The following is a 23,658-nucleotide window of genomic DNA, read 5'->3' on the forward strand; positions in this document are numbered from 1 at the left end:
CCGCGGTTTTCCACCGAGGGTCTGCCTGGCGCCTCGCGCGGCCCCGTCCGCTCAAGCGCTAGCTTCGGCCTCCAAGACCAGCAAGGCCGCTGCCGCCGCCGGTAGCTCCTCCTCGTTAAAGACTTGCACCCCGGCGCGCCTGAGCAACGCGGCGGTGACGCCCTCACCCGCCACCTTCATCCCGCTGAAACTGCCATCGTAGTTCTCACGATTGCCGCACGACGGGCTGCGCGCCTTGAGCACAGCCAGGCGAATACCCTGTGCTTGCACCAGTTCCAGGGCCTGCTGCGCACCGGCGAGAAAAGCCGCACTGACATCCTCGCCATCGATCGTCAGAACCGCACGCTGGCCGTCGAGCACCAGAGCCCCCTGACCGCCGGGAATTTCCGCTGGTGGCCGTGGCGTCGGCAGACCACCCGCGACTTCCGGACACAGCGCCACCACGCGACCTTCCGCCTGCCAAAGCGCCAGCAGCTCAAAGGGGCCGTGGGCGCCGCCGTCATAACGCACCCGATGCCCAAGCAGACAGCGGCTGACCAAGACTTTTTGCATCATGATCTCCAGATTCAAACTCCAGCCTAACCCGCCAAGCACGCAAGGTCACCGCCGGTAACAGCACTCGCAGGTGCCTGGCGAGGCGGCCTGATCGAAGGTGCGGTAATGCCCTGAGAATGCCAAGCCAATCACCCGACAAACCCGTACAACCCACGGCAATCGAGCGCGCCAGGCCCATCCTTAGACGGGAAACGCTCAACGCCGATGGCCAGTCCAGGTCTCTCACTCCAGACTGGCCAGGCACCCCGTCAAGGAAGTCCCAGCATGTTCAGCCTAAGAAACCTCCTGCTCCTGCCATTGGTCTGCGGCTCCACCCTGTTGGCCTTGCCCAGCCAGGCAGCTTTGCTGGCCTTGGACAACCAGTCACTCAGCGAGGTCAGCGGCCAAGCCGGTATCAGCATTCGCCTGGACCTGATGGCGCGGATCAATGAGCTGCGCTGGAGCGATACCACCGGCAACGTATCGCTACGCAACATCAAGATCGACAACGGCTGCGTCAATCCAGGCGATTGCCCAAATGGCGCCGGTGGCAGCTTCGCCTTAGGCGCCGCGCAATTGGGCCTGGTGCTGCCGATCTTCGGCGTCAACCAGCCGACGCTGATGATCGACGTAGTCAAAAACGCCAGCGGCCAGGAGCAGCTGCAATTCACCCTGCCGGACCTGACCACCATCAACCAGCAACTGATCGCCAGCGGCCTGGCGGCGCAGCGCATTCGCCTACGGGTCTTAAGCGATATGTATGTCGGCACTAACCGCCTCGGGAGTCTCGAAATCCGCGACATCACCGACCTGCACGGCAGCATTAAAGTCTGGGGCCACTGAGCACCTGCTCAATATCTGCTGCGCTTGACCATGCTGCGTTGAACAGGTTCTGAGCTGCAACCAAGCCCAGGCTACAACGGGCTACCGCCGCGGCGACGAAACCAGCCGGCCAGTGACAAGCGCTCGCGAGCCGCCGGTAACACCTCGTGCGGCAACTCGGCCGACATGAACACCACCAGGCTGCCGCCTAGCGGGGCAAGGTCATGCTCCCGCTCGCCCTTGAGATACAGGCGCAAGGCGCCGCCGTGTTCCGGCAGCCAGTCCTGATTGAGGTAGAGCACGACCGAGACTGCCCGCCGATCATCGTCGCGAAAGCGATCCAGATGCTTCTGGTAGTAAGCCCCGGGCGGATACAGGGCGAAGTGGCTTTCGTAGTCCTCCAGTCCCAGGTAGAGCCCCTGGTTCAGCGCCTGGCGCAAGCCTTCCATTAGGTCCAAGTAGCGATCGGAGGCCGCCGACTGGCCCCTTTCCAGCCACTGGATCTGGTCGCCACGAACCCCCTCGCGCACCACCTGAGTCGCGCCACGGCCGATACTGGCCGGGCTTAAGCCACCTTGCGCAGCACGCTTACGGCACTCCGTCGCCAGTTCGAGGGTCAGATCTTGCGCGATAAAGAGGTTCTGCCGCGACCAGCCAGACTCGGCCAGGTCATCGACGATAGCTAACAGCAGTGAGTGATCGGTAGTCGTAGGCATAGCCTGGATTCTAGGTTCTGTACGGAAGTCAGCCAAGCGAAGTCAGGGCCGCACCCGTTCTCGAAAATGCTCCCGGCATTTTTCCTACCTCCCCCATCCATGGGGTCGCCTACGGGTAGCGGCATTCCCCACATCCATGTGGGTCACAAGGCGTAACAACAGGCGAGAAAGCGGAGTTTACAAGTTGTAAATGAGCATTCCGAGCCACTTTTTAACGCAGCATCACCGAGAGCAGGCACTTTTCGTATAGAACCTGACAGCGCGGCTCACGCGCCTCGACAAGCCTGGGTCAAGCCGCTGAAAATAGCCGCCTGCTCGACAGGAGTCCTTATGCGCGTCCTTTTTGCTTTTGTGTTGTTGCTTTGCAGTCTGCCAGCTCTGGCCGACGACCTCGCCCAGCTGTATCAGGTGGCCGGCTGGCCGCAGCAACGCGCGCATTTCAGTGACGCCCTCAGCGCCGCCCAGCAGCGTTACCGCAACAGTTTGCCGCCAGCGGTCTATCAGGCACTGGTCAACAACAGCAATCAGCGCTTCGCGCCCCAGGCCATGGATCAACGTGCCCAGGCCGGGCTGCGGCAAAATCTGCCCGACCCAGGTCCGGCGCTGGCGTTTTTCCAATCACCGCTGGGCCTCAAGATCACTGCGGCCGAGGTCAACGCGACCCACCGCGAGCAACTCGCTAAACATGCCAACGGCATTCCAAAGATCGAAGCCAGCGCCACCCGCCGCCTGCTGATCCGCCACCTGGCCCAAGCCTTGCCGGCGAAAGAGGCAGGCGCCGAAGTCAGCCTGGCTCTGGCCGGAGTCGCCGCAGACAGCCTCAGCCAGATGATCCCCGGCCTGCTCGGCGCCGATCAGGCCCAAGGCTTGCTGAACAGTCAGCGGCAGCGGTTGATGGAGCAGATCGGCGCCGATCTGGATAACACGCTGCTTTACGTCTACCGCGACTTGTCCGACCCGGAACTGGAAGAGTTCGCTACCTTCGCCGAGTCCGCCGCCGGCAAGGCTTACTACCAGGCCGCGCTGGCCGCGATGCGCGCCGGTTTGGCAGTCGGCCAGAGCAGCGCCAACCTGGCACCGGCGCAGCCAGGTATCTAACTCGCGCAGTGGCTACGGCGGTCAATGGACATGTATCTGTAGGCTGGGTAGAGCGAAGCGACAAAACGGCAGGGAAGCCGTTTTGCACAGCTTTAGCTGCCCACAGGGCGAGGTGCATGGATGCACCTCATGAAACCCAGCGTCTGCCCAGCTGGGTTTCGGCTAAAAAACGCCTCTACCCAGCCTACGGTCTGGGTAGAGCCTACGGCCTGAGCCTGTTTTTAACGCAGCATCATGCGCGAAGCCCGCAGGCACTTTCCGTACAGGACTTAAGACGCTCAGTGAGAAAGTCGAAGTAGCGCGCCCGCAGCGCCGCGGACTCATTCGCCAGATGATGGCGCGCCTCAGGCACCATCAGCACCGTCGGGCTAGCGAATTTGTCCTGCAACACCGCCAGGTTATGGCGCCAGTCCACCGTCAGGTCGGCATCGCCCTGTACGATCAACGGACTCCGCGCACTCCGTGGCGCAGCCTCGATATAGGGCACCCAGCGCGCCAGCGCGCCCACCCAAGCGGTCGGCAGACTCAGCGGCTGCAAGGGGTCGCGCTGGACGAACTCGAGAAAGTTGGCGTCGTTGGAGTTGGCGTTGAAGCGCCGCTCAATCCCGGTGACGAAGGGTTTGAGCAAGCGATAGCTGAACTTCGACCAGCCCCAAGCGCGGGGCCGTACCAGCGGCGAGAGCAGGATAGTTTCGCCCAGTTCGGGACGCCCGCCATCATTTAGCAGATAGTCGACCAGAATCGCCCCACCGGTGCTCTGCCCGCACAGGTGCCAGGGCTGCGGCAGCTCGAGCGCGGCGGCTTCGGCAAACAGCCCCTGGAGCACCGTCTGGTACTCGGCGAAGTCGCCGATGCTGGCACGCGTGCCGCTGGACAGGCCATGCCCCGGTAGATCACAGGCGAGCACGGCAAAACCCATCCCCAGCGCCCAGTCGACCACATGCCGATACAACCCCATGTGGTCGTAGTAGCCGTGCTGCAGCAGCAAGGTTGCCACCGGCTGCACGGGCCACCAGAGCTGGGCGACAATCTTATAGCCTGCCGCCTGGAAGCAGCCAAGGCGGCTCTGCAAGTGAGGATAGCGCTCAGCCAAGTCAAGGCCATAGAAGCGCCGATAGGCCTGTACCTCCGGCGGTTCGGCCGCCGCTGCGACTAAGGGTCGCAGGCGTGGACGCAGGGTATCGGGTTGAAAACGCTCTGGCATAAGACTTTCCACGGACCTCTCAGATAAGCGGCGGACATCCCGCAGGGATTTATCCGCCCGGCGACGGCTGCCGATATTCAGCTGCCGGGCCTGACATGGCAAGCTACACGCCCCCTAGGCTCTGTTAACGTAAGCGAGCATGCCGCGACGGAGGCCGTCTTGTCGCAGGGCAAGGCGCGAGGAGAGAAGTTTGGTATTCCAAATGAACGACGAGTCACGCAGCCCTGCGACAAGACTGCACCGTCCCTGCGGGTTGCGCGTCAAAGCCCACCATGCGTTGTTGCGGGACTTGCCAAGGGAATGACCATTGCCTGCGTCCCGCGCCTAGCCTGGCGGGCTTTGACGCGGCAACGCGGCGCGCTCGCTTACGTCAACAGAGCCTAAGATCTGCCATGCGCTTGCCTCGCCGTAAAACTCTGCTCGCCAGCCTGCTCGCCGTGGTTTGGCTGGGCGCCATGCTGGTTGCCTTCTGGTGGTTCGAGGCCCGCTATATCCGCCCTTTCAGCGAACAGACCGCGTTGTTCGCCGGCGATGGTCTGCGCCTACCGGACGAGTTGGCAGGGCCGGGGCCAATCCGCGTGGTGCACTTCTGGGATCCCGCCTGCCCGTGCAATGTCGGCAACCTGCAACACCTGGCGGAACTCCTCGAACGCTTCGCACCGCAAGGCGTGGCCTTCTATGCCGTGCAAAAGCCCGGCAGCCATGGGCAATTGCCGGACACCCTGAGCGCGTTGCAACCGCTGAGCCACTTGCCCGGCGCCGAACAACTGCCCGCCAGCCCCGCCGTGGGCATCTGGGATAAAGACGGGCGCCTGGCCTATTTCGGCCCTTACAGCGAAGGCGCGACCTGCACCTCCAGCAACAGCTTCATCGAGCCGATTCTCGAAGCGCTGGCGCAGGGCCGACCGGTCAACGCCACGCATACCCTGGCCGTCGGCTGTTACTGCCCATGGCCGGAAACCACCAATAAATCCGGATAAATCGGGCGCAGGCCACCCTTACTGGTCTTTGCGGCTTTACGCCCGCGCACCTTCACCCCGCACCATCAACGACTGCCTGCCCTGACTGTCCTGGCCCGCTGCGACCGGCAAATGACCGGCGCCAACCTTTCGTCGGATTTAACCCGCTGCCAATTGGACATTCGTGCCACTCCCGCAAAACTCAGTGATGCCATTACTCTGGCATCACTTTTATCCGGGCAGCGGGAGGGAAACCATGTCCACCAGCTTCTATCGTCAAGCCGACCGCCTGATGCTCGCCGTACTCTGGGCGATGACGCTGTACGCGTTCGGCCTGGCCTTCTGGCATTCCACCTGGGCGGCCGCGCTGACCATCGGCGGCGGTACCGCCCTGGCGCTGAGCGCGCTGTACTCACTGATTGGCGGGAGTCGCGCGTACCGCTGCCTGATCGGCGTCGCCTTTATGGCGATCGCCGCCCTGCATATCCAACAAAGCCACGGCATGATCGAGATGCACTTCAGCGTCTTCGTGCTGCTGGCCATTCTGGTGTATTACCGCGACTGGCTGCCGATCCTGCTGGCGGCGGGAACCATCGCTGTGCACCACTTGCTGTTTTTCATCGCCCAGCAGAACGGCGATACCATCCACCTCGTGCAGGCCGGTGCGGGCTGGCCGGTGATTCTGATCCACGCCTCCTATGTAGTAGTGGAAACCCTGATCCTGTTGGTTTTGGCCCTCCACAGCGCGCGCGAAGCGGCGGTTGGCGAGGATCTGCAGCGCACCTCCGCACACCTGTTGCGCGATGGCGAGCCGGTCGATCTGGCCTACCGCAGCCCCTCGAGCGAACGCCTGGCCCAACGCTTCAACCGTTTCCTCGACTTGCTCGATCGCCTGGTCAGCCGCGTGGTCGGCGCCGGCGATGAATTGCGCGCAACCAGCAGCCATCTCAGCCGCTCGACCGCCCAGCTGAACCAGGGCGCCGAAACCTTACAAAGCGCCACTGCACAGATGGGCCGCGCCATCGAAGAAATGACCCAGGCGGTGGGCGCGGTCTCGAATGACGCCGAGCAGGCCGCCCTGACCGCGCGCCAGGCGGATGCCGATGCCGCCGCAGGGACTGCGGCCATCGCCGCGACGCAGGTGGGGATTCAGGAACTGGCGCGGGAAATGGACGGCAGCAGCGAAGTGGTGCGCGCGCTGGCCGAGGAATCACAACAGATCGGCCGGGTGCTGGAAGTGATTCGCGCGGTAGCCGAACAAACCAACCTGCTGGCGCTTAACGCCGCGATCGAGGCTGCCCGTGCCGGTGAGCATGGCCGCGGTTTCGCCGTGGTCGCCGACGAGGTGCGCCAGTTGGCACGCCGCACCCAGGAGGCCACCGGCGAAATCCAGAACATGATCGGCCGCCTGCAGCAAGGCGCCGCCAATGCCGTGGCGGCCATGGCGCAGAGCCATGAAGGGGTGGCGCGCTGTGTCGGCCACACCGAGCGCACCGTGACCCTGCTCGACAACGTGCACCGCTCGATTGAGGCGATTCAGGCGATCAGTGTGTCCACCCGCCAACAGTTGGCCGCCACCAGCGAAGTGGCGCGGCTGATCGACAGCGTGCGCGCGATTGCCGGCGAGACCGCCCGCGATGCCGCCGAGGTGGCCGAGGACAGCCAGCGTCTGGAGCAACTCGCCGAGCATCTGACCAGCCTGTGCGGCGAGTTCCGGGTCAGCAGTGCTCCGCCCGTGAGCCCGGCGTCGGATGAGGCCTGGCCGGCCGCCTCAACGGGCTACTTCCAGCCCGTGTCAGCCTACTAGGTCTGGGGGGCAGTGCAACGCGACCTATAGGCCTGCGGGGTACAGCCAAACCAACGGCGGAACGCCCGGTAGAACGGCGACAGCTCGGCAAAGCCGCAGGCGCGGGCCACTTCGCGGATCGCCTGGCCAGCGCCGAGTAGTTCCAGCGCGCGCTGCCGGCGCACTTCCTCATGCAAGGCGCGGAAGCTGCTGCCCTGGGCCGCCAGGCCACGCTGCAAGGCGCCGCCGCTCAAATCCAGCGCCACGGCGCAGGCCTTCAAGTTACAGCCCGGTTGCCCAAGGTTGCCCGTCAGCCAATAGCGTACCCGGTTGAACAACTGATTCTCCGCCAACTCCGCCAGCTCCAGTTCCGCCTGCTGGCTGAGCAAGGCAAACAACCGTGGATTGGCACTACGCGACGGCCGCGCTAGCAGCGCGCTCGGGAAGATCAACGCGTCATGCGCCTGCGCAAAGCGTGGGGTCAGACCGAACAAGCGCCGATGCTCACTGAGCCGTCGCGGCGCCGGATGGCGGAAGTCGATGCCCTGCACCGCAAACTCACCATCGCTGACGCTGCCAAGCATCTTGATCAGCAGCAGCGCCAGGCATTCCATCTGCTGGCGCAGCGAGCCAAAACCGCGATAGTTCAGATCCAGCACCAGGCGCACCGTTTCGCCCTCCTCCTCCAGGCGCGCGGCAAAACCGCCGGAGAGAATGTGCTGATAGCGCACAAAGCACAGCACCGCCTCGCGCAGGTCGCGACTGGCGAGCAGCAGGTAACTCACCACATCCAGCGGCCGTGGCTTCATCACTTCGCCCAGGTGCAGGCCAATGTCCACATCCCCCGTCAGCCCAGCCAGTGCCTGCCAGAACAACGGTGCGTTGTCGTGCTCCTCCCGCCCGCTGAACAAGGGTGGTGGCAGCGGCACGCCCTGATAGGCACGGCGGTAGGTATCGGTGGGATCCAGCCCCAGACTGGCCAGCGCCTCGTACAACAAACGCCGCAAGGTCGGCGAATGGGTCAGCGCCGCAGAGCTGTGACTTGCCTGTTCTAAGTTCATTGTCTACCCCTATATTGACCAAAGACTTCCAGTATTCGAGCGCCTGGTCAATGTCGCAGCGCCTCAAGCTGCGCAGAATGCAGGGCGCTCTGCGATTGCTGCGCATGCCCACGCCCCATAAGAACAAGGAAAACTCGATGAAACGCACCCTAACTGTCCTCGCCGTGGTGGTTACTGCTGTGGCTGCCGGCGCGACCTGGTATGTCCACAGCAAGCAGCCGGTCCGCGACGGCCAAGCGCAGATCGCGCATCTGCAGGCGGCGGTCAGCGTGCGTTACGACGAACGCGGCGTGCCACATATCAAGGCCCAGAACGAAGCGGATATGTACCGCGCGCTGGGCTATGTGCATGCTCAAGATCGCCTGTTCCAGATGGAAATGCTCCGCCGCCTGGCGCGTGGCGAGCTGGCGGAAGTGCTCGGCGCCAAGCTGCTCGACACCGACCGGCTGTTCCGCACCCTGCGCATCCGCGAGCATGCCGACGAGTACGTGACCAAGCTCGACAAGCAGTCACCTTCCTGGCTGGCGCTGGAGGCCTATCTGGATGGCATCAACCAATACCAGGCCAGCCACGCCAAACCTGTCGAGTTCGACCTGCTGGGGATCGAGCCGCGCCCCTTCACCGCGGAAGATACCGTCAGCGTTGCCGGTTACATGGCCTACAGCTTTGCCGCGGCCTTGCGCACCGAGCCGGTATTGACCTATGTGCGTGATGAACTGGGCGCCAATTATCTGAAGGTGTTCGACCTCGACTGGCACCCACAAGGCGTAGTCGGTCAAGCGAGCCTGGCCGCCAGCGACTGGAAAGACCTCAACGCCATCGCCCGGATCAGCCAGCAGGCGCTGGTCGAAGCTGGCCTGCCGCAGTTCGAGGGCAGCAACGCCTGGGCCATCGCCGGCAACCGCAGCCAAAGCGGCAAGCCGCTGCTGGCCGGCGACCCGCATATCCGCTTCGCCGTGCCAGCGGTGTGGTACGAGGCGCAGCTGTCTGCGCCGGGCTTCGAGCTGTACGGTCACCACCAGGCGCTCAACCCCTTCGCCTCGCTCGGCCATAACCTGGATTTCGGCTGGAGCCTGACCATGTTCCAGAACGACGACCTCGACCTGATCGCCGAAAAGGTCAACCCGGCCAACGCCAATCAGGTCTGGTTCAACGGCCAGTGGGTCGAGCTGACAACCAGCGAGCAGGAAATCCGCGTCAAAGGCGAGGCAGCGGTCAAGCTGACCCTGCGCCAGTCGCCCCACGGCCCGATCATCAACGACGCCCTTGGCGTCAGCGGCGGCAACACCCCGATCGCCATGTGGTGGGCCTTCCTCGAAACCGAGAACCCGCTGCTCGACGGTTTCTACCAGCTCAACCGCGCCGACAGCCTGGCAAAGATGCGCAGCGCCGCGGCGAAAATCCAGGCCCCCGGCCTCAACCTGGTCTGGGCCAACGCCAAGGGGGATATCGGCTGGTGGGCAGCCGCGCAGTTGCCAAAACGCCCGGCCGGGGTGAACCCGAATTTCATCCTCGACGGCAGCACGACTGAAGCGGACAAGAACGGCTTCTATCCGTTCAGCGACAATCCGCAGGAAGAGAACCCGGCGCGTGGCTATATCGTCTCCGCCAACTTCCAGCCGGTTTCGCCGACGGCTATGGGGATTCCCGGTTACTACAACCTGCCGGACCGCGGCCAGCGCCTCAATCAACAGCTGGCCGACAACTCGGTGAAATGGAACCTGGACAACAGCCAGGCGCTGCAACTCGACACCGCCACCGGCTACGGCCCACGCCTGGTCGCACCGTTGCTGCCGGTGCTGCGTGAAGTGGTGACGGCGCCGGAAGAACGCGCGCTGCTGGAACAGCTGGCGACCTGGCAAGGCGACCACCCGCTCGGTTCGACCAGCGCCACGCTGTTCAACCAGTTGCTGTTCCAACTAGCCGATAGCGCCATGCATGACGAACTCGGCGATGCCTTCTTCGACAACCTGCTGTCGACCCGCGTGCTCGACGTCGCCTTGCCACGGTTGACGGCAGACGCCGACTCGCCCTGGTGGGACAACCGCAACACGCCGGCACAAGAAAGCCGCGCCGATACCGTCAAAGCGGCGTGGCAGACCAGCCTCGCCCACCTCAAACAGACCCAGGGCAACGATCCCGCCGGCTGGGACTGGGGCAAGGCCCATACCCTCACCCTCGGCCATCCGCTCGGTCAGCAAAAGCCGCTGGATAAGCTGTTCAACGTCGGCCCCTTCGCGGCCCCGGGCGGCCACGAAACGCCGAATAACCTCTCCGCCCGTGTCGGCCCAGCACCCTGGCAAGTGGTCTACGGCCCGTCGACCCGCCGCCTGATCGACTTCGCCGACCCGGCGCACAGCCTCGGCATCAACCCAGTCGGCCAGAGCGGTGTGCGCTTCGATCAGCACTATGCGGATCAGGCGGAGACTTATATGCAGGGCGGCTACCTGCCGCAGCACTTCGAAGAGTCGGAAGTGGCGGCCAATACCAAAGGCACGCTAAAACTGATGCCGGCCCAGTAGGCCGGCTCGAAGCATAAAAAGCTCCGCACTGGCGGTAATGCTGTTCACTTAAGTATGCGTCTGCGCTTTTTATCCCCTCGCCCCTCCGGGGAGCGGGTTAGGGAGAGGGAGAGGGAGAGGGAGAGGGAGAGGGGAGCATGGCCAAATGAATTCACTTTTGGCCGAGACTCACTCTCTCCCCCGGCCCCCGCTCCGCGCCCCGGCCTGCACGCGGAGCGTTCAGGCGCTCATCGGCACACGAGCCTGCGGCTCTAAAAACATGCCTCCTCGCCCAGTAAAACGGGCGAGGGGGGTCAGGCGCACAGACCTTATGCTGCGAACAAAGTGCTTCATCTGAATAGCCGGTTGCATGGGTTCCGAACACCCCGATGAATCGCCCCGGGTCACAGAGCCCAACCAAGGCCGGGTATACGAATGCAACCGCACTGACGACAGGGTTGGAAAAGCATTACTCGCCACTTGCGGGGGAGAGTCCATATACGACTTGCTAGAGCCCAACTATTTAAGTGCTAAGGGATTTTGCTGCCTCAATGATCAGGGCAGACACTTCAGAAGGTTGAGAGGCTAACGATGCATGACTGGCTGCCAGTGTGATGGTCTTCCGCGGATTCATTCGGGTGGACATCAACCTCTGGTTCTCGGGGTTGATCATGCGGTCTTCGCTGGAAATCTGATACCAAGAGGGCTTTGTTTTCCACGCTGGTGTGCTCACGGTGTCGCCAAAAGTACTAGCTAATGGCGCCTTTTGAGTGATAGCCATGGCCAAGGCTTCGTCAGCAGGCAGGTCTTGGCAGAAACTCTCGTGATACTTGTCGTAGTTGAGCCACAAATAACCATCACTGTCAGGAGTGAGGTTGGCGATGGCTGCAGGGGGATGAGCCTGACTAATTCCACCTGGGCTTTCCCCGGCGCCAGGTGCGAAAGCAGCAATAAAGACCAAGCCAACTACGTTTGGTAGATTGCCCGCTTCTGTAATTACGGCCCCACCGTAGGAGTGCCCAACCAGCAAGACGGGCCCTTGTTGCTGCTTCACCATTTTTCGCGTGCGTTCAGCATCATCAGCAAGTGATGTGAGTGGCAGTTCAACGGCTCGCAGGTCGGTGTATCCATTTCTGGAGAGATCGATAATCACCTTATTCCAGTGTGCTGCGCCGCCCCAAAACCCATGCACAAGGATGATTGTAGGAGATGTGCTCATTCTGCGACTCCATGGCTGAGAGAGAGGAAAGCCATTTTGCTATACGTCTATAGCTCATTATTCAAGCGAGTCAATTAGCAGAGGCGGTTACAGGCTTGGTGGATAACATTCCTTATTCTCTCGCCTACCCTCTGACGAGGCCGGGCTTTGTGTCAGCCTGGTGACCGCTGAAGGGGTTTATACACCATGGACGGAAAGCCCAATCTGCTCAGTCAGTTCCGGCAGTAGAAGAAGCATAGCTACTCATTTGCCATCGCTCCGCCCAATGGCTGCTTCACGCCGAAAAGCGCCAGTCATACGGTGGCCATATGGCGCCTTCAGAACCGACTTTCGCCGCTCAAGTCGAACGTCATTGCGTGTTCCAGTTGAATGCAGCCAGGTGTACAAAGCCCTACCATTGCCTCGTGGCCTGTGTGGCTAGTTCCATTAGTCAATTTCGGCGCCTGAAGCCCCGATACTGCGTTGCCGCGGATCAAAGTAGCCCAGCTATGACTCGTCACGGCGCCTTGTCTCAGGACTCCAGGCATCCGAACTTGAGTTAACCAACTAGCCGTACAGGCCACTAGTCAACACTCAGCACGACTTAACCAGCCTAGCGGGCGGCGGTTTGGCGCAATCGCCGGGGCGGAACGCTTAACCAAGCGATAAAAAAAGGGCCACCGAAGTGACCCTTTGTTGTGCTAACTCCCGACCGCTTAGGCGGCGATTTGCTGTTGCGACGGATCGCGACGGCTGTCCGGCCCCTTCAGCAAGGCCGCACCGGTGGTTTCATCCATGGCTTGCTGGATGTGGCGCTTGCGCCGTTCTTCGGCCTTACGGCCGAAGAACCAGATCATGAAGGTCATCAGGGACACCGCCAGCAGGATCAAGCTGGCCACCGCGTTGATCTCCGGCTTCACCCCCAGACGCACGGCGGAGAACACTTCCATCGGCAAGGTGGTGGAACCCGGTCCGGAGACGAAGCTGGCCAGCACCAGGTCATCCAGCGACAGGGCGAAGGACATCATGCCACCCGCCGCCAGCGAGGGCGCGATCATCGGGATGGTGATCAGGAAGAAGACTTTCCACGGCTTGGCGCCGAGGTCCATCGCCGCTTCCTCGATCGACAGGTCCAGCTCACGCAAGCGCGCCGACACCACCACTGCCACATAGGCTGCGCAGAAGGTGGTGTGGGCGATCCAGATGGTGAGGATGCCACGCTCAGCCGGCCAGCCGATCAACTGAGCCATGGCCACGAACAACAGCAACAGCGACAGACCGGTGATCACTTCCGGCATCACCAGCGGCGCGGTGACCAGGCCACCGAACAGCGTGCGACCCTTGAAGCGGGTAACCCGGGTCAGCACGAAGGCCGCCAGGGTGCCCAGCGCGACCGCGGCAATCGCCGTGTAGCAGGCGATTTCCAGCGAGCGCACCACCGAGTTCATCAGTTGAGTGTTGTCGAGCAGACCGACATACCACTTCACCGACCAGCCGCCCCAGACCGTCACCAGCTTGGAGGCGTTGAACGAGTAGATCACCAGAATCAGCATCGGCAGGTAGATGAATACCAGCCCCAGTACCAGCATCAGATTCGAGAAACTGAAGCGCTTCATGCTCTGCCCTCCATTTCCTTCGCCTGACTACGGTTGAACAGAATGATTGGCACTATCAGGATCGCCAGCATCACCACCGCCAGAGCCGAGGCTACCGGCCAGTCGCGGTTATTGAAGAACTCTTGCCAGAGCACCTTACCGATCATCAATGTCTCCGGCCCGCCGAGCAGTTCCGGAATCACGAACTCGCCGACTACCGGGATAAACACCAGCATGCAGCCGGCGATGACGCCGTTCTTCGACAGCGGCACGGTGATCTTCCAGAAGCTGTTGAAGTTGCTCGAACCGAGGTCGGCCGCGGCTTCCAGCAGCGACAGGTCATGTTTGACCAGGTTCGCGTAGAGCGGCAGCACCATAAACGGCAGATAGGAGTACACCACACCTATGTAGACCGCGAGGTTGGTGTTGAGGATCTGCAGCGGCTCATCGATCAGCCCGAGGCCCATCAGGAAGGCATTCAGCAAACCGTTGTTGCTGAGAATGCCCATCCAGGCATACACGCGGATCAGGATCGCCGTCCAGGTCGGCATCATGATCAAGAGCAGCAGCACCGTCTGCATTTCCTTGCTGGAGCGAGCGATGCCGTAGGCCATCGGGAAGCCAATCAGCAGGCAGAGCAAGGTGCTGAAGAAAGCCATCTTCAGCGAGCCCAGATAGGCCGCGATATACAGCTCGTCCTCGCCGAGCAGCAGGTAGTTGCCGAGGTTGAGGAGCACCTGCAACTTCTGCTCAACGAAGCTGTAGATCTCGGTATAGGGCGGAATGGCGACGTCGGCTTCGGCGAAGCTGATCTTCAGGACGATGAAGAACGGCAGCATGAAGAACAGGAACAGCCAAATGAACGGCACGCCGATGACGACGTGTCGGCCCCTGGGCAGGAGCCGCTTTAGTTTTCGAGTGTTCATGAGCGCAATGCTACCCCGCTATCGTCTTCCCACCAGACGAACACTTCGTCGTTCCAAGTCGGCCGAGTGCCGCGGCGCTCGGCGTTGGCCGCGAAGGACTGGACGACTTTGCCGCTCGGCAGCTCGACGTAGAACACCGAGTGGCCACCCAGGTAGGCAATGTCCTGCACCTTGCCACGTGACCAGTTGTACTCGCCGGTCGGTTTTTCGGTGGTGACCAGCAGCTTTTCCGGGCGAATGGCGTAGGTGATGTTCTTGTCCTGCACCGAGGTGCTGACGCCGTGGCCGACGTAGATGTTGCGCTCCAGCGCCGGGCTGTCGATCACCGCGTGGCCCTCGGCGTCCTCCACCACTTGACCGTCGAACAGGTTCACGTTGCCGATGAATTCGCAGACCATGCGGCTGGTCGGCGTTTCATAGATGTCGATCGGGCTACCGATCTGCGCGATCCAGCCGAGGTGCATGATGGCGATGCGCTCGGCCATGGTCATGGCCTCTTCCTGGTCGTGGGTCACCATCACGCAGGTCACGCCGACCCGCTCGATGATTTCCACCAGTTCCAACTGCATCTGCGAGCGCAGCTTCTTGTCCAGCGCGCCCATCGGCTCATCGAGCAGCAGCAGTTTCGGGCTCTTGGCCAGCGAACGGGCCAGGGCCACACGCTGACGCTGGCCGCCGGACAGCTGATGCGGCTTGCGCTTGGCATACTGGCTCATCTGTACCAGCTTGAGCATCTCGGCCACTCGCGCATCAATCTCGGCGGCCGGCATTTTGTCCTGCTTCAGGCCGAAGGCGATATTTTGCGCCACGGTCATGTGCGGGAACAGTGCGTAGGACTGGAACATCATGTTGATCGGCCGCTCGTAAGGCGGCATATCGGTAATGTCTTCACCATCGAGGAAGATCCGGCCCTCGGTTGGACGTTCGAAACCTGCCAGCATCCGCAGCAAGGTGGATTTACCCGAACCAGAGCCGCCGAGCAGGGCGAAAATCTCGCCCTTGTTGATAGTCAGGGACACATCGTCCACCGCTATAGTCTCGTCGAACTTCTTGGTCACCCGGTCGATTTTAACCAGCACCTCTTTAGGTTGCTGGTTGCCCTCGAGGGCTTTCTTGTAGGCGCCGGAGGCAACTGCCATTACAAAACTCCCAACTTATAGAGGGCCAGGCCACTGCGGTCTGGCCTTTTGCACTTACTTACCCGACTTGATTTTGGTCCAGCTACGGGTCATCAAGCGTTGCACTTTCGGCGGCAACTCGGCCGATACGTAGAGCTTGGCCAGCACCTCTTTGGAGGGGTACACGGCCGGATTGCTACGGACGGACTCGTCCAGCAATTCCAGCGACTTGGGGTTCGGGTTGGCATAGCCAACGTAGTCACTGACCTTGGTGATCACGTCCGGACGCAGCACATAGTTAATGAACGCATGCGCTTGCTCAGGGTTAGCGGCATCGGCCGGAATGGCCATCATATCGAACCAAAGGTTGCCGCCTTCTTTCGGGATCACGTAATCGATCTTCACGCCCTTGCCTGCCTCTTCGGCACGGCTAGCGGCCTGGAACACGTCGCCGGAGTAGCCGAAGGCGACGCAGATGTTGCCGTTGGCCAGGTCGGAGATGTATTTGGACGAGTGGAAGTAGGTCACGTAGGGACGCACGGCCAATAGCTTGGCCTCGGCCTTCTGGTAATCCGCAGGGTTAGTGCTCCTGGGATCCAGGCCCAGGTAGTTGAGCACGGACGGGAACAGCTCGTCGGGTGAATCCATGAAGGAGACGCCGCACTGGCTGAGCTTCTTGATGTTCTCCGGCTCGAAGAGCATGGCCCAAGAGTCGATCTTGTCGACGCCGAGCACGGCTTTGACCTTCTCCACGTTGTAGCCGATGCCGTTGGTGCCCCACAGGTAGGGCACCGAATATTCATTGCCCGGGTCGTTGACCTCGAGCTGCTTGAGCAGCGCCGGGTCGAGGTTGCTCCAGTTCGGCAGCTTGCTCTTGTCCAGTTTCTGGAAGGCGCCCGCCTTGATCTGCTTGCCGAGGAAGTGGTTGGACGGCACCACGATGTCATAACCGGAACGACCGGCGAGGAGCTTGCCTTCGAGGGTTTCATTGGAGTCGAAAACGTCGTACACCACCTTGGTCCCAGTTTCTTTCTGGAAGTCAGCCAGGGTGGTCTCGCCGATGTAATCGGACCAGTTATAGACATGTACGGTCGACTCAGCCTGGGCAGCCGCGCTCAGGCTCAACAAGGCCAGCGTGCTGATCAGGGTTTTGCGGAAGGAAATTCGCACATGTCAGTCCTCGTTCTTGTTAGGTCAGTATGGCCGTTGATCGCGGCCAGTTTTACGCCTCTGCTCAGCCAGGCTGGCAGAACGTCATATCCAGGGCGCAGCAAACTGCGAACGCCAACTGCTTGGAGCTAGCACTTCAACTATAGGTACGTCCAAGTACGGGGTTTAAGCACTTCATCCAACACGCTCCTGACAGGCCTCCAGCGGGAGCACCCGCCGGAGGGTGTCGTGGGCTTATTTGCCGGACTTGATCTTGGTCCAGCTGCGGGTCATGGTGCGTTGCACATTGGCCGGCAAGTCCGGGAAGGCGTAGAGCTTCTTCATCGTCTCCGCGGTCGGGTAGATGCCCGGGTCGTTGCGGATCGCCTCATCCACCAGCGGCGTGGCGGCGGCGTTGCCGTTGGGGAACTGCACTTCGTTGGTGATCTCGGCCATGATTTCCGGCTTCAGCAGGAAGTTCAGGAAGGCATGCGCACCCTCGACGTTGGCGGCATCCGCCGGGATCGCCAACATGTCGAAGAAGGTACCCGCACCTTGCGTCGGAATGTTGTAAAGGACCTTCACACCAGCTTTGGCTTCATCGGCGCGCGACTTGGACTGGTAGATATCGCCCGAGTAACCGATAGCCACGCAGATATTGCCGTTAGCCAGATCGGAGATGTATTTGGACGAGTGGAAGTAGGCCGTGGACGGGCGAACCTTCAAGAACAGCTCTTCAGCCGCTTTCAGTTCTTTCGGATCCTGGCTATCGGATTTGTAACCCAGGTAGTGCAACGCAGCTGGCAACATCTCGGTCGGCGAATCGAGGAAGCTGACTCCGCAGTCTTTCAACTTAGCCATGTTCTCTGGCTTGAACACCAGATCCCAGGAGTTCACTGGCGCGTTTTCGCCGAGAGCTGCCTTGACCTTATCGACGTTGTAACCAATGCCGATGGAGCCCCACATGTAGGGGAAGGCGTACTGGTTGCCCGGATCGCTGACTTCCACGGTCTTCAGCAGGTTGGTGTCGAGATTCTTCCAGTTCGGCAGCTTGGACTTGTCCAGCGGCTGATAGACCTTGGCTTTGATCTGCTTGGCGAGGAAGTTGTTGGACGGCACGACGATGTCATACCCCGACTTGCCTGCGAGCAGTTTGGCTTCCAGGGTTTCGTTGCTGTCGAAGACGTCGTAGACCACCTTGATGCCGGTTTCTTTGCTGAACTTCGCGACGGTATCCGGAGCGATGTAATCCGACCAGTTGTAAACGTGCAGCACTTTGTCATCGGCCTGAACAGCGCCGGCCATGACTCCCACTAGGGACAACGCGAGTAAGGACTTGCCGAATGTTTTCATGCGTACAGCTCCTGTTGTTGTTTAAGTATCCGAACGGTGACGTTTGCCCTGGGAAGTTCGAAACCGCGAACCGCCCTTCAACTTCACCCTTCGGTGAGCCTGGCCAACGCACAAGTGCAGTCTGGCAAGGTCTAGCGCGGGTTTACAACTGCCAGCGAAACTGGCTAACAAGTTATAGACCCGCTCTGCGGCTTAACCCAGCACTGCACTGGCGGTGAGATCCAGGCACAGCCGCGCCTTGGCCACCAGTTCGTCGATTTCGGCTTTGCTGATCACCAGCGGCGGCGAAATGATCATGGTGTCGCCAACGGCGCGCATGATCAGCCCGTTATCGAAGCAGTGACCGCGACAGATCATGCCGACGCCCTTGCCCTCGAAACGCTCGCGGGTCTGCTTGTTCTTCACCAGTTCGATCGCACCGAGCAGGCCGACGCCACGCACTTCGCCCACCAGCGGATGATCCGCCAGCTCGCGCAGACGCTTTTGCAAATAGGGTGCCGTTTCCTCGCGCACGCGCTCGAGAATCTTCTCTTCGCGCAGGATGCGGATATTTTCCAGCGCCACCGCCGCCGCCACCGGGTGCCCGGAGTAGGTAAAACCGTGGTTGAAATCGCCACCCTCATTCAGGGTATCGACAATCTTGTCGCTGACGATCAGCCCGCCCATGGGGATGTAACCGGAGGTCAGGCCCTTGGCGATGGTCATCAGATCCGGCGCGTTGCCGTAGTAGTCGCTGCCGAACCATTCGCCGGTGCGGCCGAAGCCACAGATCACTTCGTCGGCAACGAACAGAATGTCGTACTTGGCGAGGATCTCGCGGATTTTCGGCCAGTAGCTGTCTGGCGGAATGATCACGCCGCCGGCGCCCTGGATCGGCTCGGCAATGAAGGCCGCGACCTGGTCTTCGCCGACTTCGAGGATTTTCTTTTCCAGTTGCTCGGCAGCCCAGATGCCGAACTCGTCCGGCGTCATGTCACCGCCTTCACCGAACCAATACGGCTGCGGGATGTGCACGATGCCCGGAATCGGCAGGTCGCCCTGCTCGTGCATGTACTTCATGCCGCCCAGACTGGCGCCAGCCACGGTGGAGCCGTGGTAGCCGTTGACACGGCCGATGATGACTTTCTTCTGCGGCTGGCCCTTGATCGTCCAGTAATGGCGGACCATGCGCAGCATGGTGTCGTTGCCTTCCGAGCCGGAGCCGGTGAAGAACACGTGATTCATGCCGGCCGGCGCGATATCGGCAATCGCCTTGGCCAGTTCCAGCACCGGCGGGTGCGCGGTCATGAAGAAGGTGTTGTAGAAGGGCAGCTCTTTCATCTGCTTGCTGGCCGCCGCTACCAACTCGTCACGACCATACCCCACCGCCACGCACCAGAGCCCGGCCATGCCGTCGAGGATCTTGTTGCCCTCGCTGTCCCAGATGTAGACGCCTTCGGCCTTGGTAATAATCCGCGGACCCTTCTCCTTCAGCTGTTTGTAGTCGCTAAAGGGCGCCAGGTGGTGCTCATTGCTGAGCGCCTGCCACTTGCGGGTCTGTGGGTTAGTCTCTTGGCTATTCATATTCGTACCTCTTTCAAACAGGTTCGGCGGAGCCGAACCTGGCATCGTGCGTAGGGGCGGATTCATTCGCCCTGGGGAATCAGTGTAGGGGCGAATGAATCCGCCCCTGCAGTTGGCACTGACGCCCGTTTGATTACACCGCGAACAGCAGGAACTCACGTTCCCAGGAGCTGATCACCCGCTTGAAGTTCTCGTGCTCGGCACGCTTCACCGCGACATAGCCGCTGATGAACTTGCTGCCGAGGTAATCTTCCAGCGTCTTGCAGTTTTCCATGCGCTCCAGGGCATCCTCGATGGTCAGAGGCAGACGCAGGTTGCGCCGTTCGTAGCCGCGGCCCTTGACCTGGGGGCTTGGACTGAGCTGCTCGACCATCCCGATGTAGCCGCACAGCAAGCTTGCTGCGATGGCGATATAAGGGTTGGCGTCGGCGCCCGGCAGGCGGTTTTCCACCCGACGGTTTTCCGGGCTGGCATCTGGCACGCGCAGACCGACAGTGCGGTTCTCTTCGCCCCACTCGACGTTCACCGGTGCCGAGGTATCCGGCAGGAAGCGGCGGAACGAGTTGACGTTCGGGGCGAATAGCGGCAACAGCTCAGGGATGAACTTCTGCAGGCCTCCGATGTGGTGGAGGAACAGCTCACTCATCGAACCATCGTCATTGGAGAAGATGTTCTTGCCGGTCTTCTTGTCGATGACGCTCTGGTGCAGGTGCATCGCGCTGCCTGGCTCGCCGGTCATAGGCTTGGCCATAAAGGTGGCGGCGACGTTATGTTTCAACGCCGCTTCACGCATGGTGCGCTTGAAGATGATGATCTGGTCGGCCAGGTGCAAGGCTTCGCCGTGACGGAAGTTGATCTCCATCTGCGCGGTGCCGTCTTCATGGATCAGCGTATCGAGGTCCAACTCCTGGGCTTCGCACCAGTCATAGACATCTTCGAACAGCGGATCGAATTCGTTCGCGGCATCGATGGAGAACGACTGGCGGCCGGTTTCCGGGCGGCCGGAACGACCGATCGGCGCTTGCAGCGGGTAGTCCGGGTCATCACTGCGCTTGGTCAGGTAGAACTCCATCTCCGGCGCCACGATCGGCTGCCAACCTTTATCGGCGTAGAGCTTGAGCACTTTCTTGAGGATGTTGCGTGGCGACAACTCGATGGGGTTGCCCATCTTGTCGTAGGTGTCATGGATCACCTGGGCGGTGGGCTCGACGGCCCAGGGCACGAGGAACACGGCATTCTCGTCCGGACGGCAGACCATATCGATATCGGCCGGGTCGAGCAGGTCGTAATAAATGTCGTCTTCCACGTAGTCACCGGTGACCGTCTGCAGCAGTACGCTTTCAGGTAAGCGCATGCCCTTCTCGTCGATGAACTTATTGGTCGGCGCGATCTTGCCACGGGAAATACCGCTGAGATCACTGATAAAGCATTCAACTTCAGTGATCTTGCGCTCTTTCAGCCAACTAGTGAGCTGGTCGAGTTTGGGGCTCATAAAGACCTCAGGGGGGGATTTAGAGCTTAGCTGTTATAGCTAAGCCCAGCGTTGACTCGCCCGCTTGCGACAGGCATCTCCAAATGCCTGGAAGATGGCGAGGTAATCGGGATTCGAGCGTACTTGCCACTCCGGGTGCCATTGCACCCCAAGGGCAAAGCTCTTGGCTCCCTCGACCGAGATGGACTCGATCAGCCCGTCAGGAGCCAAAGCCTCAACACGCAGGCCCGGCGCCAGACGTTCAACGCCCTGGCCATGAATCGAATTGACGTGAATCTCGTCCGGCAAGCCGAGGCCGGCGAGTACACCGCCCGGCTGCACGTGCAGCGGGTGGCTTGGTGCGTATTGGACTTCCAGCGGCTCGTTCTCCGGCTCGCGGTGATCCATAAAAGTTCCGACCTCATGCACCTTCTGGTGCAGGCTGCCGCCGAAGGCCACGTTCATTTCTTGGAAGCCGCGGCAGATGCCGAGCAGCGGAACACCGGCTGCCACCGCCGCACGAATCAGCGGCAAGGTGGTGCGGTCACGCTCAGGGTCGTGCTGAGTGCCTGGCGCACTGGCCGGGCCATGGTAGAGATGAGGTTCGACATTCGATGGCGAGCCGGTAAACAGCAAACCGTCTAGACTTTCTAACAAGGTCGGTTGGTCGATCAGTTCAGCCAGCGATGGAATGATCAGCGGCAAGCCCCCGGCTCCGACGACTACCGCACGAACGTATCTGTCACCCACAATATGGTAGTGCTTGAGGCCGATCTGCTTGGAGCAGGCGGTAACGCCGATTAACGGCAGGCGCGACATGGGACACCCGTTTTATTGCTGTTATGGGTTTGAACCGAGCTTAGCCTTGTTCATTTTTTTACACAATAGTTATGTAAAAAATTAAACACACCTCGCTGAGCGCCGCGCCGGCCAAGGCCGCGCGAGGGGTGACAATGCTCTGCAGCGCCCTAAAAACGGCCGTCACGCCCCTTTTGAGGGCAAAATGTGGCACTATTGACAGCGTGAGGCGTTTAAGATTGACTCACACCCCATCAGTCGAATGATTGATATTTTTAACAAAATAGGTGTTGCATCATGTCGGTACCCCTGCGTGCCGTTCAGCTTAATGAAGCGAACGCGTTCCTTAAGGAACATCCTGAGGTCCTGTTCGTCGACCTTCTAATTGCAGATATGAATGGAGTGGTGCGCGGCAAGCGCATCGAGCGTACCAGCCTCCATAAGGTGTACGAAAAAGGCATCAATCTCCCCGCCTCTTTGTTTGCACTCGACATCAATGGCTCGACCGTGGAAAGCACCGGTCTTGGCCTGGATATCGGTGACGCCGACCGTATCTGCTACCCCATCCCCAACACCCTGAGCAATGAGCCTTGGCAGAAGCGCCCGACCGCGCAACTGTTGATGACCATGCATGAACTGGAAGGCGAGCCGTTCTTCGCCGATCCACGGGAAGTGTTGCGCCAGGTGGTGACGAAGTTCGACGAACTGGGCCTTACCATTTGCGCCGCTTTCGAACTTGAGTTTTATCTGATCGACCAGGAAAACGTGAACGGTCGGCCTCAGCCGCCACGTTCGCCGATTTCCGGTAAACGTCCGCATTCCACCCAGGTCTACCTGATCGACGACCTGGATGAATATGTCGACTGCCTGCAAGACGTCCTTGAAGGTGCCAAGGAGCAAGGCATTCCTGCCGACGCGATCGTCAAAGAAAGCGCCCCGGCCCAGTTCGAAGTCAACCTGCACCACGTCGCCGACCCGATCAAGGCTTGCGACTACGCGGTGCTGCTCAAGCGTCTGATCAAGAACATCGCCTATGACCACGAGATGGACTCGACCTTTATGGCCAAGCCCTACCCAGGTCAGGCCGGCAATGGTCTGCATGTGCACATCTCGATTCTGGATAAAGACGGCAAGAACATCTTTGCCAGCGAAGATCCGATCGAGAGTGCACCGCTGCGCCATGCCATCGGCGGTGTACTGGAAACCATGGGCGCCTCGATGGCGTTCCTCTGCCCGAACGTCAACTCCTACCGTCGTTTCGGCGCACAGTTCTATGTGCCGAACTCGCCGTGCTGGGGTCTGGACAACCGCACCGTAGCGCTGCGCGTACCGACAGGTACCGCCGATAACGTGCGCATCGAGCACCGTGTCGCTGGCGCCGACGCCAACCCCTACCTGTTGCTGGCCTCGGTATTGGCCGGCGTGCATCACGGCCTGACCAATAAGATCGAGCCCAATGCACCGGTAGAAGGTAACTCGTACGAGCAGAACGAGCAGAGCCTGCCGAACAACCTGCGTGATGCCCTGCGCGAGTTGGACGACAACGAGATCATGGCGCGCTATATCGACCCGAAATACATCGATATCTTCGTCGCCTGTAAGGAAAGCGAGCTGGAGGAGTTCGAACACTCGATCTCCGACCTCGAATACAACTGGTACCTGCATACCGTGTAAGCAAGACCCGACGCCGGCCCTGAGCCGGCGTCGTTTTATCTAGCGACACCCACCGAATTATTCGCCGCACCCTTGGCTCTGCGCTGCGGCTTAGTGCTGCCGCTCAATTGCGGCGCGCACAACGTCAGCCAG

At 60.9% G+C, this 23,658-nt stretch carries 19 protein-coding genes; 6 read left to right on the plus strand and 13 right to left on the minus strand.

Annotated elements, in window-relative coordinates; translation table 11 throughout:
- Positions 1-51: 51 nt before the first annotated feature.
- A complete protein-coding gene (locus tag D3879_RS04415) occupies positions 52-552 on the minus strand; it encodes a 2-thiouracil desulfurase family protein (RefSeq protein ID WP_119952863.1) in 501 nt (166 codons plus the stop codon).
- A 267-nt stretch (positions 553-819) separates the two neighbouring features.
- Here D3879_RS04415 and D3879_RS04420 point away from each other — a divergent pair, with 267 nt between their 5' ends.
- Positions 820-1,377, plus strand: coding sequence for a DUF6160 family protein (locus D3879_RS04420; RefSeq protein ID WP_119952864.1), 558 nt, complete (start codon positions 820-822; stop codon positions 1,375-1,377).
- 71 nt (positions 1,378-1,448) lie between these two features.
- Here the strand turns inward: D3879_RS04420 and D3879_RS04425 are convergent, their stop codons facing one another.
- Positions 1,449-2,072, minus strand: a complete 624-nt coding sequence (locus D3879_RS04425; protein WP_420800901.1) for a 2OG-Fe(II) oxygenase — start codon at positions 2,070-2,072, stop codon at positions 1,449-1,451.
- A gap of 330 nt (positions 2,073-2,402) precedes the next feature.
- Between D3879_RS04425 and D3879_RS04430 the strand changes: the two genes are divergently transcribed.
- Complete coding sequence (locus tag D3879_RS04430) at positions 2,403-3,170, plus strand: hypothetical protein (protein WP_119952865.1); 768 nt, start codon at positions 2,403-2,405, stop codon at positions 3,168-3,170.
- A gap of 232 nt (positions 3,171-3,402) precedes the next feature.
- On the opposite strand, the gene bipL is transcribed toward D3879_RS04430, so the two are convergent.
- The gene (bipL, locus tag D3879_RS04435) at positions 3,403-4,374 is read right to left on the minus strand and encodes a phospholipase BipL (RefSeq protein ID WP_119952866.1); all 972 of its coding nucleotides are present in this window, start codon (positions 4,372-4,374) and stop codon (positions 3,403-3,405) included.
- Positions 4,375-4,766: 392 nt separating this feature from the next.
- Between bipL and D3879_RS04440 the strand changes: the two genes are divergently transcribed.
- Together D3879_RS04440 and D3879_RS27780 are read left to right on the plus strand one after the other, a co-directional pair.
- Positions 4,767-5,354 carry a DUF6436 domain-containing protein gene (locus D3879_RS04440; RefSeq protein WP_119952867.1) on the plus strand — a complete coding sequence of 196 codons (588 nt, stop codon included), beginning with the start codon at positions 4,767-4,769 and terminating at the stop codon, positions 5,352-5,354.
- Between the two features lie 1,147 nt (positions 5,355-6,501).
- On the plus strand, positions 6,502-7,140 hold the full coding sequence (locus tag D3879_RS27780; RefSeq protein ID WP_420800917.1) for a methyl-accepting chemotaxis protein: 639 nt from the start codon (positions 6,502-6,504) through the stop codon (positions 7,138-7,140).
- On the opposite strand, the gene D3879_RS04450 is transcribed toward D3879_RS27780, so the two are convergent.
- A complete protein-coding gene (locus tag D3879_RS04450; protein ID WP_119952869.1) occupies positions 7,137-8,180 on the minus strand; it encodes an AraC family transcriptional regulator in 1,044 nt (347 codons plus the stop codon). The two genes, D3879_RS27780 and D3879_RS04450, sit on opposite strands and share 4 nt — an antisense overlap.
- Positions 8,181-8,317: 137 nt before the next feature.
- Between D3879_RS04450 and D3879_RS04455 the strand changes: the two genes are divergently transcribed.
- Positions 8,318-10,702: a penicillin acylase family protein gene (locus D3879_RS04455; protein ID WP_119954887.1), complete on the plus strand. Its 2,385-nt coding sequence runs from the start codon at positions 8,318-8,320 to the stop codon at positions 10,700-10,702.
- 502 nt (positions 10,703-11,204) lie between these two features.
- Here the strand turns inward: D3879_RS04455 and D3879_RS04460 are convergent.
- From D3879_RS04460 to D3879_RS04500, 9 genes are all read right to left on the minus strand, one after another.
- Entirely contained in the window at positions 11,205-11,900 is a 696-nt protein-coding gene (locus D3879_RS04460) for an alpha/beta hydrolase (RefSeq protein ID WP_119952870.1), read from the minus strand.
- A 695-nt stretch (positions 11,901-12,595) separates the two neighbouring features.
- Positions 12,596-13,495: an ABC transporter permease subunit gene (locus tag D3879_RS04465; protein WP_119952871.1), complete on the minus strand. Its 900-nt coding sequence runs from the start codon at positions 13,493-13,495 to the stop codon at positions 12,596-12,598.
- Complete coding sequence (locus D3879_RS04470; protein ID WP_177412415.1) at positions 13,492-14,373, minus strand: ABC transporter permease subunit; 882 nt, start codon at positions 14,371-14,373, stop codon at positions 13,492-13,494. The genes D3879_RS04465 and D3879_RS04470 overlap by 4 nt, the downstream gene beginning before the upstream one ends.
- A gap of 23 nt (positions 14,374-14,396) precedes the next feature.
- Complete coding sequence (locus D3879_RS04475; protein WP_119952873.1) at positions 14,397-15,539, minus strand: ABC transporter ATP-binding protein; 1,143 nt, start codon at positions 15,537-15,539, stop codon at positions 14,397-14,399.
- 54 nt (positions 15,540-15,593) lie between these two features.
- Positions 15,594-16,661: a polyamine ABC transporter substrate-binding protein gene (locus D3879_RS04480; protein ID WP_238474239.1), complete on the minus strand. Its 1,068-nt coding sequence runs from the start codon at positions 16,659-16,661 to the stop codon at positions 15,594-15,596.
- A gap of 261 nt (positions 16,662-16,922) precedes the next feature.
- Positions 16,923-18,020 (minus strand): polyamine ABC transporter substrate-binding protein, encoded by a 1,098-nt coding sequence (locus D3879_RS04485; protein WP_119952875.1) that lies wholly within the window; start codon positions 18,018-18,020, stop codon positions 16,923-16,925.
- Between the two features lie 192 nt (positions 18,021-18,212).
- Positions 18,213-19,583: an aspartate aminotransferase family protein gene (locus D3879_RS04490; RefSeq protein WP_119952876.1), complete on the minus strand. Its 1,371-nt coding sequence runs from the start codon at positions 19,581-19,583 to the stop codon at positions 18,213-18,215.
- 133 nt (positions 19,584-19,716) lie between these two features.
- A complete protein-coding gene (locus D3879_RS04495) occupies positions 19,717-21,075 on the minus strand; it encodes a glutamine synthetase family protein (RefSeq protein ID WP_119952877.1) in 1,359 nt (452 codons plus the stop codon).
- A gap of 39 nt (positions 21,076-21,114) precedes the next feature.
- Positions 21,115-21,873: a gamma-glutamyl-gamma-aminobutyrate hydrolase family protein gene (locus D3879_RS04500; protein WP_119952878.1), complete on the minus strand. Its 759-nt coding sequence runs from the start codon at positions 21,871-21,873 to the stop codon at positions 21,115-21,117.
- A gap of 276 nt (positions 21,874-22,149) precedes the next feature.
- Here D3879_RS04500 and D3879_RS04505 point away from each other — a divergent pair, with 276 nt between their 5' ends.
- The gene (locus tag D3879_RS04505) at positions 22,150-23,526 is read left to right on the plus strand and encodes a glutamine synthetase family protein (RefSeq protein ID WP_119952879.1); all 1,377 of its coding nucleotides are present in this window, start codon (positions 22,150-22,152) and stop codon (positions 23,524-23,526) included.
- Positions 23,527-23,658: the final 132 nt, after the last annotated feature.

The sequence above is a fragment of the Pseudomonas cavernicola genome (assembly GCF_003596405.1).
GTDB lineage: Bacteria > Pseudomonadota > Gammaproteobacteria > Pseudomonadales > Pseudomonadaceae > Aquipseudomonas > Aquipseudomonas cavernicola.